Annotated in this window: 9 protein-coding genes; all 9 read right to left on the bottom strand. The window is 33.7% G+C overall.

The features are described from left to right. Positions 1 to 120: 120 nt before the first annotated feature. The 9 genes from EM932_RS13630 to EM932_RS13590 all read right to left on the bottom strand — a co-directional run bounded on the left by EM932_RS13630 (position 121) and on the right by EM932_RS13590 (position 14629). Positions 121 to 2034: a right-handed parallel beta-helix repeat-containing protein gene (locus EM932_RS13630; RefSeq protein ID WP_246041069.1), complete on the bottom strand. Its 1914-nt coding sequence runs from the start codon at positions 2032 to 2034 to the stop codon at positions 121 to 123. Between the two features lie 245 nt (positions 2035 to 2279). Further along, positions 2280 to 2585, bottom strand: a complete 306-nt coding sequence (locus EM932_RS13625) for a sugar-binding domain-containing protein (RefSeq protein WP_135877743.1) — start codon at positions 2583 to 2585, stop codon at positions 2280 to 2282. Positions 2586 to 2608: 23 nt separating this feature from the next. Further along, positions 2609 to 2842, bottom strand: coding sequence for a hypothetical protein (locus EM932_RS13620; RefSeq protein ID WP_135877742.1), 234 nt, complete (start codon positions 2840 to 2842; stop codon positions 2609 to 2611). A gap of 9 nt (positions 2843 to 2851) precedes the next feature. Beyond that, positions 2852 to 4381 (bottom strand): sulfatase-like hydrolase/transferase, encoded by a 1530-nt coding sequence (locus tag EM932_RS13615; RefSeq protein ID WP_135877741.1) that lies wholly within the window; start codon positions 4379 to 4381, stop codon positions 2852 to 2854. 24 nt (positions 4382 to 4405) lie between these two features. After that, the gene (locus tag EM932_RS13610; protein WP_246041068.1) at positions 4406 to 5839 is read right to left on the bottom strand and encodes an arylsulfatase; all 1434 of its coding nucleotides are present in this window, start codon (positions 5837 to 5839) and stop codon (positions 4406 to 4408) included. Positions 5840 to 6119: 280 nt separating this feature from the next. Next, positions 6120 to 7511 carry a sulfatase gene (locus EM932_RS13605; RefSeq protein ID WP_135877740.1) on the bottom strand — a complete coding sequence of 464 codons (1392 nt, stop codon included), beginning with the start codon at positions 7509 to 7511 and terminating at the stop codon, positions 6120 to 6122. 328 nt (positions 7512 to 7839) lie between these two features. Next, on the bottom strand, positions 7840 to 10323 hold the full coding sequence (gene galB, locus EM932_RS13600) for a beta-galactosidase GalB (protein ID WP_135877739.1): 2484 nt from the start codon (positions 10321 to 10323) through the stop codon (positions 7840 to 7842). A 131-nt stretch (positions 10324 to 10454) separates the two neighbouring features. Next, positions 10455 to 13115, bottom strand: a complete 2661-nt coding sequence (locus tag EM932_RS13595; RefSeq protein ID WP_135877738.1) for a PQQ-like beta-propeller repeat protein — start codon at positions 13113 to 13115, stop codon at positions 10455 to 10457. A 65-nt stretch (positions 13116 to 13180) separates the two neighbouring features. Beyond that, on the bottom strand, positions 13181 to 14629 hold the full coding sequence (locus EM932_RS13590) for an arylsulfatase (protein WP_135877737.1): 1449 nt from the start codon (positions 14627 to 14629) through the stop codon (positions 13181 to 13183). Positions 14630 to 14646: the final 17 nt, after the last annotated feature.

Genomic DNA, 14646 nt, shown 5'->3' with positions numbered 1-14646 from the left:
CTCATCTAAATATACATATAGATTCCTATAATTTTGTCCTGGAGCATTTTGAGTTTGTTTTTTTGCAACTCTAAAATACTAAAACTTATTATGCTCCTTTTTTTAGGAAACTCGAGTTAGTTATCTAAATTTAATGCCTTCCTCAGATCCTTCTGCAACCAGAAGATTATCGGGTAGGACTTTTCCTGCATAAGTATTTTTCTTAAATGTTATGTTCTTTGATGTTGAAACTTTTACGACTGGATTTTCAGAATGCAATTGTTGGAAAGTACCTGAATTTGTAATTGTATTTCCAGTAAACTCCAGTTTATCAGTGTTAGATATTTCTAATATTAAATTATCAAACTGTTTAAAAGAATTGTTAATTATCTCTATGTTTTTAAAAGCAATATTTTCATTATCGTCGTCTGTAACAAAACGTATAACCCCCCTATTTTTTCCTCCATGCTGACAATCTTGAAACACATTATTCCTAATAATGATATTAGCAGCATTACCAGATTCAAACCAATAACTACTTTCAACAGGTACTAGAATAGCTTCCATTTCAGTGTTAAAAAAGTTGTTCTCAATGACTGTTTTCTTTGGGTTAGAAATTAACACCCCTCTAGCTCTGTTATTACTTATATTACAGTTCTGAATTAACAAGTCTGGGTAATTATCTAGGTTTTCTATTAAATCACCTTCTCTTAAGTCTCCTGGAAATTTTTCATTTATGGTAATGATTTGATATCTGTTGTTAATATATTCGATATTTTTAATTGTTACTTTTTTAAATGGAAAAAAAGAATCTTCCAGTCTTACAAATCCTAATGTATCATTTGCCTTACCTATTACAAATCCTTTTTGCTGATGGTGCATCATTCTAACACCTATTTGATTTTCTGAAAGAATGTCTACTATTTTTTGATAGGTACCATGTACGTTGGTAGCGTCGTCCAATTGGTTGCTAAACGTACTATTCTTTATAACTACTTTTCCACTGCACCCTACAAAATGGGTCGCATCAGCAGTAGTGGATACCATACGCCCATTTGATGGGCTGATATTAAAATTGTCCAAGATTAAATCTGATGAGTTTTCTGCTATTATCCCCATACCACCAGCGTGGTGAATATTTATATTAGATCCATTAAACCCATTTGTATTAGAAACCCTAAAGGCCGGTGACACTCTGTTAAAACCTTGCTCCCCTTTCATAACCAAAATCATACCTAGTGGTGGCATTTGTTTTTTGTGGTTATGCACACGAACTAACCCCGGTTTAAGTTCTTCAACAAATAAATTGTTTTCCTTTCCAATGTACTTATATTCTGGAGCTCGTTCCTCTTGTTCATATTTATATACTATTGACTCAATGTACGCCTTAGTATCATTCTTTTTTATTGTAGAGATACCAGTGTATGCCTCGGTATTAAAAGCAATGGCTTTTCTTTCTGGGTCGAATAAAATAGATTGTCCTAAAGTATGCTCATAATAAGGCTTTATAAAATGAATTTGACCATTTCGAATTTCATAAGGATACGTTTCTGATATTTGCATATCAAAAGTTTTCTTTTTTTCATCACGCCCAACAATTAATCCTTCACTATGAAATGGGTCTGCCCAGTCAATTGTTAAATTTTTAACTGTAATGTTAGAGCTTTTATCTATTAAAAAAGGAATCATGACACCATGAAAGATAAAAGTGGAGCCTTGACCATCAATGGTTAAATTTTTTAAACCATTTATAGGAAATGGAGTGTTTACCATCAAATCGCAATGATTTGATATGTAAACAAATTGTTCTAACCCTTTGTCTGGGTAAAAATGATATACGCCCTTTTGAAATTTAATTTGAGAAATGGGTTTTTCTTGCGCTTTAAGAATTCTACTCACTACAGCCGGAGTTGCATCTTTTGAAATACTTGAATTAAATATTATGATTTCTCCTTCGTTTATTTTAGAAAAGCAACTAAATACCACCATTCCAATTAAGCCTACAAAAAACAGGGAGGTTCTATCAAACAACTTTGTTTGTTTAAATTCCATCATCAATTTTTAATTTGTTTGGTAAATTTTAACTTTTTCCTAACAAATTTTGTAGGCATGGGTAAATTTGATGTACCTAACAGTAAAATAATTGAATTTCAACGCGAATTTAAGCCTGGTGGTTTGCGTAACGAATGGAGTTTACAAATAATGGGGTAGTATTACGCTATTATTGGATGGCAGAAAATAAAGAATTTCTTGAAACGAACTATCCTCGAGGCTGAGCCATAGAGGTATACACATTGTCCTTAATAGTAAGCCAAGTATTTCGATAAAGCCCTCCATACATATTGAAATCTAGAATCTTTAAAAGGTTTAGGTCCTGTAACAGGGTTGTCTGTATTATTCAGTCGAACTGAGATACTATTTTTTTCGCCTTTATTAAGGTACGTTGTTGCATCAACCACTATGGGTAAGTAACCTTCTTGATGTACTGAAACTTTTTCACCGTTTATATAGATAACAGAGTGGTTCATAACCGCTTGAAATTCGACAAACACCTTTTTACCCTCAGTAAAACCAGGTACTTCAAAAAACTTGCGGTACCAACACACCTCTTACCATTGGTTATTTATAGTTAATGATCCATATTGGCAGTATGAGGTAAACTCACTGTTTCCCAACTGGAATCGTCAAACATTGCAGTTTCGAAACCTTCTTCGAAAAGGTTGAAAGCCTCCAATTTCTTAAACTCCCAATCTGGATTAAATTTTTCTCTAGAATTTTCTTTTACTTCCTCACAGGGTTGTATGGTTGTAAACAAAACACATTCAAGAATACTTATATGGCACGGTTCAATATTAAAAGCCACATTTTATGTTTACTTTTTATTCTTCTTAATGTGTTCCTTGTATAAATTCATGATACGTTTAAAGCCTATTTCTTCGCCTGCTAACATCTTTTTGTAATCGTTAGGTAATTCTTTTTTCATCCAGATTAAGGCTTCTGGACTTGTCATTTTTACAGGCTCATATACATCGCTAACTGGTTTCATAAGTTTATCAAATTGTTGTTTTTTCTTGCGTAATTTGCTTAAAACTGCTTCGTACTCTGGATTTTCAACCAGATTATTTAATTGATGAGGATCTTCTTTCATATTAAATAATTGCTCTACAGGTTTTGAAGGTTCAAAAAAGAGTTTTTGAGATTCGGTTAATTTATCTTCTTGATATAATCTCCTCATAATATGTACCGCAGGCCTGTAAAATTCTAAATAAGCTTGATGGGTATCATAAGGTACTTCTGGTTTTGCGTTATAGATGTATGACCAATCTCCTGAAACAAGAGCTTTCGAATCTTCTTCAATCTCATCCCAAAGGTCTCGTGCTCCAAATACATATTCGCGATTAAATTCTTTTGAAAAAATGGGTTGCCCTGTCATATAATCAGGTACTTCAATTCCAGCAAAGTCTATAATAGAAGCAGTAATATCGGTAGCACTAACGACTTCTTTTCTCACTTCCCCTGCCTTGAATTTATTTGGATAATACATTATCAAAGGAATACGCAATCCTGGATCCAGTAAATAGCCTTTACCGCGGATGTTACAACGACCATTATCTCCTATAAAAATGACTATAGTATTATCTGCCATTCCTTTTTCTTCCAATTCCTTGAATATCATGCCAACCTCATTATCCATATACTCAATTTGGTCTAAATATTTAGCCCAATCTAATCGAATTGCTGGATGGCCTGACATGTATAAAGGCATTTCCAGAGTTTCGGTATCAACGGGATGCTTAGATTGATTTCGTACATCGGTCCACCAGTCACCTCGATGTGTTACAACAAGTTGTATCTGGGCAAAAAATGGCTCGTCGGTTTTTTCAAAAGTGTCGTACTTATCAAATAATCCAAACTTGGTTTTCCCATCCCATTCACCCAAGGGTTTGTGCTTAAAGTTAACATCTATTTTTCGTCCCTTTTTCATCACGCCATGGTGCCCTAAAATTGTAGTATATCCTGCATCCCTCAATAATTTTGTAAAGGGTTTAAATTGAGTATCCAAAGGCACATTTCTATTACTCCTATGATGATGTGTATTGGTCTTTACTTGGTGCGTACCCACCATCATCGCAGAACGACTTGGGGAACAGATGGGGTTGGTAACAAAAGCATTATCAAACCTAATACCCTGAGCTGCCATTTTATTCAAATTAGGTGTTTTTACATTAGGCATACCATAACATTCTAAATCCGTACTAATATCCTCTGCCATTAACCATATTATGTTTGGTCTTTGCTTTTCTTCTTTTATTTCTGATAAATCACTTTTTTTATCATTCTTACATGAAACAACAAAACAGATAATAACAACTAACAAGCATAGTCTTTTTAAAATTTGCATAATTTTAGTTTTATTTAGTTTTATTTAGTTTTTAAACACGCCTCCAGAGAACGGATAATATTCGTTCTTTACACTTTCCCACTTTAATATTTTATTTGCTTGTTTTACAATTTCTGGATGTTTTTTTGATATATCGTTTTCCTCTTTAATATCTTTTGAAAGATCATATAATTCCGTATGATAATTGTTTCCATAGCGCACCGCTTTCCAATTACCTATTCGGGTAGCTTGACGAAACCCTTTAATTGAACGTCCTTCCTGTATTTCCCAATAAAGAAAATCGTGCTTCTTTTGCAATTTACCCAAAAGCTCTGGTAAAATTGAGATACCATCAATGTTCTTAGGTGTATTGGCATGGGCTACTTCTGTTAAGGTAGGCATGATATCATAAAAAGTGCTTTGATGATCGCTTACTGTACCAGGTTTTATTTTCCCTTCCCAGTAGGCCAACATGGGTACTCTTACACCTCCTTCATAAACATCACGCTTATGGCCTTTAAGCCCTCCTGAACTGTTGAAGAACTTGTAATTGTGATGATTTTCATTTGTTGATCCATTATCACTTGAGAAGATAATCAGTGTGTTTTCTAACTCGCCTTTAGATTTTAATTTGTCAAATAATCTTTTAATTTGAGCATCCAACATTGTAATCCTAGCTGCATGACGACGTTCTATTTCTGGCCATTCTTCAATTTTATCACTATATAAATCGGTTTTGCTCAAAAAGTACTCATGTGCATGTGGGATTCTATAAGACATGTACAAAAAGAATGGTTTATTACTTGCCTTTTCATCTAAATAATCTAAAGCAAAATTTGTTCTAAATTCATCTAAACATTTGTAATTATTGTAGTTATAAAAGATTGAATCTTCGGTATTATTAACCCAATGTACACGCTCATCAATCTCATTACCATTAACGTCCTCGCCCCATTGCTCTTGCACTGCATAATCAAAACCACGCCCTTTAGCCCAAGTTGATGCATCTTCTGGAACACCTAAATGCCATTTTCCAATCATAGCTGTTTGGTAACCAGCTCCCTGCAATACTTCGCCAATCGTAGTTTCAGATTTTTTAAGAGGTACTCTATCCCATTTTCCGTTAATAACGCCTTTGTTGCCACGAATACTTATATGCCCAGTATGCAATCCTGTCATTAAAACTGCTCGTGAAGGTGAACAAACGGAGGTACCTGAATAAAAATCAGTAAAACGCATACCTTTTGATGCTAATTCATCTAAAAAAGGTGTTTTTATGGTTTTTTGTCCATAAGAACCTAACTCGCCATACCCCATATCATCAGCTAATAAAAAAATGATGTTGGGTTTCTCTAAGCTTTTAAAGGTAGTTTCAGCGTAAACTTTCTCGGGTTCTTTAGATTTATCGCCACAAGCCACCATAATAATCAATGGTGTTAATAAAAGTACTTTTCTAATTATCATTTTAAAATTCTTCATTCTTTATGGTTAGTGATAGTTTGAAATCTGTCTTTAACGCAATACAATTTATTAGTCAAAGGATTTATAGGAATCCATATAGCTCCAGAATTTATTTCCAAATGTACATTTGACTTTAGGTCAACCTCCAAAATTCTGTAAGTCCTTGCGTTTACAATAACTTTAACACCTCCTGATGAATTTACAGAATTTATAAAGGGTTGTTGCAGTTAAATATAAAACATCAAACAAGGCTAACAAAGTGATAAAATTGGTATGTTTTATTTTATAATTTTATGGTTCAATAGATGGGTACGGCTTCTTTTTCCCAATTAGCAATTTCTTTTTTTAATTGATTTTCAATTTCTAATCCTTTACCAATTAGGTTATTGTTTTCACTTATATCTTCAACTACATTAAATAGATGAAATTTTCCGCTGTGATATTTTATAAGTTTCCAATCACCCGAAATCACCGCAGCATACTGATCTTCGTAACTTCTAAAGAAATATAAGTTACGTGGTGAAATAGCTTCTCCTTTTAATATTGGCAGCAAACTTACACCTTGAATATTCTCATTTTGATATTTTTCTCCCGAGGCAATTTCCATCAAAGTTGGAAAAACATCAATAGACTGAACAGGGATGCTAGTTTCGGTATTTGCTTTTGTAATACTAGGGTAATTAACAATAAAAGGCACCCTTGCTCCACCTTCACCTAAAGTATTCCCTCCTTTTTTCCCACCACTTAATGGTGTATTTTCATATGCTCCCCCTTGGTCAGAGAGTACAATTACAATGGTATTATCTGCTATTCCTTTGTCCTTGATTGCTTTTCTTACCCTACCAATTGATTCATCCATAGCCTCAACCATAGCCGCATGATGCGCATATTTACCTTCCAGTCCTGCGTCTTGGTATTTTTTGAGTAAATCCTTTCTACCAATAGAGGGCCCGTGTACGGAATAGTACCAAAAGGATAACATAAACGGCTGGGTTTTATCATAATTCTTAATAAAATCAACGGCACCATCTGTAAGTACATCTGTTAAATAATCTCCTTCTTTAAAATTTTTCTGAAATCCTTTCGGGTCTCCACTCTTAAAAAAGGGATAGTAATAATTTTTGGGATGGCCATTATCAGTTGTTCCAAACGTTTTATCAAACCCTTGATGTTCTGGATAGTATTTATCATCTCCTAAATGCCATTTACCAATAAACATATTGTAATAACCATATTCCTTTAACTTTTCTGCATAAGTAACTTCTTCATGCGGAAGATAATTTCTAGAAGGTCTTTTCATAGGATCTTTTGGCCAAATATTATATTCAGAATTTATAAAATGTTTTTCTTCAGGAATATGCCTTGACATTTCTAATCTCACAGATTCTTTACCCGTGAGTAAACTTGCTCTACTCGGACTACAAGTTGGTGTTGGGATATAGGCTCGTTGAAAATCTAGGCTTTCTTTTTTGAATTGATTCAAATTTGGGGTTTGAAATGTCGCGTTTCTATAACCTATATCAGACCACCCCCAGTCATCTATAAATAACAAAACTATATTAGGTTTTGGGATTATAGTGGTTTGTTTAACTGAAGTATTTTGGGCTGCGGATTCCTCTTTATTTTTACATGAGAATACAAGTATGCTACACAGGGTAGCCAAGGTAATATTGAGATAAATTAATTTCATTGTTGCTATATTGATTAAGTATACCCTTATTTGATGTAAATATGTCTTTAAATTATAATAAAACTGTTGCTCTAAGTTTAGAAAATGTAGTTGAGGGTAAATAAATTGCTACATTTCATCCAACTTAACTTTTTAAAAATAATACGTTTAAAACAAAATTACTCCTGTTGATTAATTATTGTACACTAAAACTCCAACTTGCCATTTATATTTAGCTAAATAGGCTCTACATATATCATCTTTTGGTAGTTCTTTTTTGAGAACCCGTAAATTATATGTATCACTCAGTACATAAACTACAATGCCAGTAACTTAAAATAATGACTTACTATATAGAAGTAGATATCACAACAAGTTTAGAAGATTTTAAACCTTCAGATTCTGCGGTTAAAACTATTTTTCCAGTTTCACCCTTTTTAGAACGAATAACTACAAGAGCTAATCCGTTAAAAACCTTACGTTCTTTAGCTTGGAAGGATTCGTGATTAGTTGGATCTCCATTTCCTATGGCAATTATTTCTCCGGGACCTTCTATATTGTACTTTATACTATTATGTGTTCTTGGAACTGTTTCACCTTTTTTATCTGTAATAGAAACCGTAACAAAGGACAAATCTTGTCCATTAGCGGAAATTACAGATCTATCTGGTGACAACTTAATTCTACTTGCTTTTTTGGTTGTTTTTACCGTTTCTCCAGCCCATTTTTTTCCATTCTTATAGGCTATTACTTTTAATTCCCCTGGTTTATAAACCACATCATCCCATCTTAAACGATACTGATATTTTTCTTTCTTTCTTTTACCTAAAGATTTTCCATTTAAGAATAGTTCTGCTTCATCTCCAGATGTATACACAAAAACTGGTGTCACTTTACCCACACGCTCTGGCCAATTCCAATGGGGTAAAATATGTGCCATAGGGAAATCTGGACGCCAATGCGCCTGATACAAATAGTATCTATCTTTTGGAAAACCACATAAATCCACAATTCCGAAGTAAGAACTTCTAGGTGGAATATTTCCGCCTAATTTTTCCAGTTCAGCCTTCATTTTTGCTTTTTCGGCTGGATCGGTAAAATTGAGTAAGTTCGTTTTGTCTTTGTTGTATGGTGTTGGTTCTCCTATATAATCAAAACCAGTCCAAACAAATTCACCTATTACATAGGAATATTTGTCTTGAGCCTCAAACTCTTTATCTGCTGGATAAGCCCAATTTGGGGCAGAATAATCATAACTGCTTACTTGAAAATACCCACCGCTACCTTGCTTTTTATTATCATAATTTACTGGAAAAAAATATTCACCTCGAGAACTTATTGTTGAAGCGGTTTCACTTCCATACAATGGCATGTTAGGGTTTGCTTTATGAAACTCTTCGTATAAGTGCGGTTTATAATTGATACCATGAACGTCTGTTGTTTTTTGAAAACCATTTGTTTGCGCCTCTGGTCTGCTATTCCCAAATGTTGTTGGACGCGTTGAATCCTCAGATTTTATAATATCAGCCAGCCTTAATGCCATTGGAGCATCTTGTCCTTGGCGCAATTCAATCATTTCATTACCCGTACTCCACATGATAACTGATGGGTGATTACGGTCTCTGCGAACCATGGCTCTTAAATCTCTTTCATGCCATGCACCAAATAAAATGCTATAGTCGTTATCTACTTTCTTTTTGTTCCAAACATCAAAAGCTTCTACTTGAACTAAAACCCCCATTTTGTCACACAAATCCAAAAACTCAGGAGCTGGTGGGTTATGTGCTGTACGAATGGCATTAGTTCCAAATTCCTTTAAAATTTCAATTTGACGCTCCATAGCACGAACATTTATAGCCGCACCTAAAGGTCCTAAATCGTGATGTTGGCAAACACCCTTTAATTGTACTCTCTTACCGTTTAATAAAAACCCATCACTAGCCGTAAACTCTATAGTTCTTATTCCGAAAGATGTTTTATAATCATCGATAATTTCTCCATTTTGAATTAAAGTAGTTCTTAATTCATACAGATTTGGGGTTTCCAAATTCCATAATTTTGGATTTGAGATTTCTATATCAGCTTCATTTTTGAAATTTGTTTTTTGTTCCGCAACTTTTATTGAATTATTGAAGATCTCATGTAACACTTCAATCGCTTTATTCCCGTTTTTGATGTCCGTTTTGATATGAATAGTCGCTTTTTTAGGAGATACTTTTGGAGTGGTCACAAAAACACCCCATTGGTTAATATGTATTGGATTTGTTTTTACCAAACGTACATTTCTGTAAATTCCACCACCAGGATACCATCTTGACGATGCTTCTTTATTATCTAATCTCACAGCAATGGTATTCTCTTTTCCTATTTTTAAGTAACGCGTAATATCAAACCTGAAAGATGAATAACCATAGGGCCAGTCTCCAACATAACCACCATTTACCCAAACAGATGTCCCAGACATAGCCCCATCAAACTCAACAAATATTTTCTTCCCAACATCAGATTTTTGTGATTTAAATACTTTTCTATACCAACCTATTCCAGCCCAAGGTAATTTACCTGTTTGGTTTGGTAAATCTGCTCTAAAAGGTCCTTCAATACCCCAATCGTGTGGTACATTCAATACGCGCCAATCAGAATCATCAAAGCTTGGTTCATCTAAATCTTTTGGTTCTTTTAATATAGAACCATCTGGCATGGCTCCAAATCGAGCAAACCTCCATTGATTGTTAAAGTTTTCAATAACACGTTCTTGCCCATAGGAAATGATACTAAACAGTGTAATTAATAAAATAAATGACGCTCTAATAAAGCTTTGGAAAAAAATCATAATTAAATTTAATATTGGATTATTGTGAACAGTTATATATCATCAAAAGTAACTTTGAGAATAAAGACTTAGGTCTTTTAGAATAATTTCAATGTGCATCTAGGTAAATATTGTAATATGGGCAACTAAAACTAATAGCTAATGTCTATAAATCGCATTGAACCTGCAGGTATATTTAAGGAACATTTTTTATCTGTTATTTTAAAAACTTCTTTACTTAGAATATCACTAATTAACTTTGGTTCCATATTTTGAAAATTTATTTCGACTTTTCTTCTTTGAGGATTAATATATCCTGGATCAACCAATATTAATCTACTATGGTTTTCGTCTAATTTAACAAGACTCCAAGAAGCTCCTTTTACAGTTAAAAACATACGTTTTGCACCTTTTTCTATCACTTTTTTTATGGTATCTCCAAAGGTTTTTGCTGATACATGCTCACCATTAGAAAAGCCTACCTTTGTATTTGAAACAAAGTAGGGTGTTTTTTTATTTTCCAATATGTGTTTTGATTCTATTGGAGCTACTGGCACCATGCCATTTGGAATTTCAGGTAAGTAATTTAACCAACGATATTTGACACCAAGGGCTGCATAAGAATAATCATATTTTGGAATATTTGTACCTGCCCAATGCATTTGAGCTAGGGAAAATACGGCATTATCATCATCTCGTTTATATTGCTTTAAATTATGATGATTATCAACTGAGTGAATCAATTCTTCATCTACATCTTTTATTAAATGCCATGAGCTAATGGATTGAATATTTTCTTTTTCAACTACAGGAAGTACACCTGATTTCATAAGTGCAAATAATATATTAAGCCCTGGAGGCTCGACGAATCCACTTGTTGATACTATTCCATAACGTGCTCCATAAGCTGCCATTATAACACCTTGTCTTAGATACGGAGATACTGAATTCTGTCCACCTGGTGATAATGGCCGCCAACTTGTAGGATTATCATCAATTAAACGCATAGCAAAGTCGTTTACATACCCTCCTGAATGCATACCTATACGTCCCGCTAAATTTAAATCTTGAATTCTATTACTTGTGTCTTCAGAAGCTGGCACTAAAAAATCGTTGTATTTGCCAGAAAAAAACATGTCTTTCCATAATGGTAAGTGCGATGTTGCTGCCCAAAACATATTTTTATATCTGAAGTATAATTTTGCTTGATTATTTTTTCGTATGGCTTTTGCTAATCTTGGAAGATACTCTTCAACAAAATGAATCACTCTTGGGTCTTCTACCTTATCCATTTCTGCATACACAAAACCATAGCATGTATTTGGCGCAACCTCTAATATTTTTTCTAAGGTTTCAATTTGAATATAAAATGGATCATTACCATGTCCAGCCCAAAATGTAAAGGGTTGTTTTCTGGTTTCAAAATCTTTAGCCATTTGAATAATATCTTCACGGGTATCTTGATACGTTCCTCGCTTGTCTTTTTTTAAGGCTATATTTCCTAAAACGGCTACTAAATGAGAACGATCGGTACTCTCTTTTGGAGATTTTTGAATTACAAACTTTACATCTGTACCATTTAATGACTTAAGTTTTGGGTCGATTTTTTCTTTTGTTATCATTACCCATTCTTTTTCAGATGGCTTTTGATATGCTGGTAATTTAAAATTTAATATTTGCTGGTATAAAACGTCTAAGTTCTTTTCAACTTCAAGCATTCTACCTTGCTTTTTATGTGTTGTGAGCCACCATTTAGGCTTTTCTAAATCATAAAAACATATGTTATTTCCACCATCCACAGAACCCGCTGCAACCAACTGATTTGATCTTGGGTCGAATGCAAAATCACTGAAAACATTTCTACCATATTTAGAACCCGATGTTCCTATACGGTTGCCCTTCGTATCTAAAACCATTAAAATACCTCCATACTGTAGCATAATTTCATTTCTAGTGGCTAAGAAAACTCCTTGAGCATGTGCATATCGCTGTATTTGCTTTTTATTCCCTAAGTACTCAGCCAGAACATCGAAATCACTATTTAGAGCAATAAATAGAGGTTTGAATTTATCATCGCCAAAAAATAGAATATCTGCCTTAGAGTCATTGTTTATATCATTTACTGAGATATCAGTAACCATTGCTCTTCGTAAATTTTTAAGCCTTCTATCTGTATAACTAACACGTTTTATGACTGCTTTTGTTTCTGCATCTAAAAAACCCATAAATTCCCAGCGAAATTTATCATGTGCATAAGTCATTACAAAAAGACTTTGTGTATTAGCATCAATAAAATTACCTCCTTCTATTTTTCGTATTACACCTTCAATTGGTGTTTTGGATATTATATGCCCTTTGATGTCTAATTCATATAAAAAATAATTATTACCTCCAGCGAAAATTTGAACTTTGTCATTATTTTTAACCACTGCCACTTCAGAAAACCTTACCTTGTTTTTAGGCTTAAATTCCCAGAGTAACTCACCTAAATGGTTAAAACAATATATGGTCCCATTTGCATTGGCTGCTAATAATTCATCACTTCCATCATTATCTATATCAGCAGCTTCTATTTCAAACAAAACCGCAGAGATTTCAGGGGCATAGTCCCATAACCTCTTTCCTTCCATAGTATAACAAGACAAACCCCCATCTAATTCACCAATAAATAATACATTTTGATTCCCTATGGAGCCTATAACAGCATGTCTTATGGCATTTTTATCTGTAACAAAATTTTGTGCATGAAGACCAGAAACGCATAAAACGATGAGATTAAGAATTAAAAAAAACTTTTTAGAAATATTTAGCATGAACTTGTAGTTATTTAGTCACTTTTAATGAGACTTCTAAATCATAAATAGGTTTAAAATAGTTTTTAATGCTTTGCCTCTTCAAAGTAAGTTTCTAATTTTTTTATAATTTCTGGGTATTGAGATGCTAAGTTTGTTGATTCTGCTTTATCGTTCTCTAAATCGTAAAGTTCATAAAACCATTCATCCGATTTAATAGGTGCTATTTTAAAGAGCTTCCATTTGCCACTCCGAACTACTTCATATTTAGGTTTCTGTTTGTACTGCCATTCCCAGTATAAATAATCATGTGTTTTCTGATTATTTGTGTCTCCTAAAATTGTGGGGAGCAAACTTAAGCCATCTATGTCTTTTGGAGTTTTTACTCCCGCCAAATCACAAATTGTAGGTAATACATCCCAAAAAGCACTGGGGTGGTTTGATACAGAACCTGATTTTACTTTACCTTTCCAATGCACTATAAAAGGAATTCGTATACCTCCTTCATATAAATCTCTTTTATGCCCTCTTAATCCTCCTGAGCTATCAAAAAATGCCATATCCTGACCTCCTTCTGTAGATGGTCCATTATCACTTGCAAACATGATTATTGTATTTTCTTCTAGGTTCAATTCTTTTAATACCTCTAAAATACGCCCAATATTACTATCCATTTTGGTTATCATAGCTGCATAGGTTAGGTTGGGTTCTTTTTGAGCACAATACCCATCAACATATTGACTTCCGTAACCTTGTCCCTTTTTAGCTCCCCCTCCTACTTCTTTTGGATTTTCTGGCCAATTAAGTCCTCTATACATTTTTTTTGCTTCCTCTTGTATAGTCAATTCTGCATGAGGAATGGCAAAAGGCAAATACAGAAAAAAGGGGGTCTCTTTATTTTCCCTTATAAATTGAAGTGCTTCTTTTGCAAACTCATCATGGCTGTATGTACCTTTACCTTCTATATAATGTCCTTTGCCATCGCGTATACCAATATTTTCTGTATATTTTATCTTGGTATGATTACGCCACAAATACTCTGGATAATAAAAATGTGCAAACCCCTGATTATCAAAACCAAAATAATGATCAAAACCTTGTTGATTAGGGCTGTTTTCTGAAGTTACTCCTTCGGATAAACCCCATTTCCCAATAATTCCAGTTTTATACCCTCTGGATTTTAATAATTCGGCAATAGTCACATCATCGGGGTCAAGTAATTGCCCATTTCGTGTTACAGAAGCATTTCCCATATGTTTGCCCGTCATTAAAGCACATCTGGATGGAGAACAAACCGTTTGTCCTGAATAATGGTCTGTAAATCTTAGACCTCCTTTGGCCAATTTATCTATTATGGGCGTTTTAATTTTTGTTTGTCCATAAATACCAACGTCACCGTATCCTAAATCGTCTGCTAAGATGTAAATAATATTCGGCTTTTTATTTTTATGAAGTAAGCTTGTCTTTAATACATTCTTATGATTTGAACAACTCAAAATTGTAATAAGCACGAATAAAACATAGGACTTTGGCATCTTTAATTCTGTTTGTT

It is taken from the genome of Flavivirga rizhaonensis (assembly GCF_004791695.1).
Taxonomy (GTDB): domain Bacteria; phylum Bacteroidota; class Bacteroidia; order Flavobacteriales; family Flavobacteriaceae; genus Flavivirga; species Flavivirga rizhaonensis.
The sequence above is the reverse complement of the archived record's forward strand: the minus strand, read 5'-3'. Positions and strand labels throughout refer to the sequence as shown.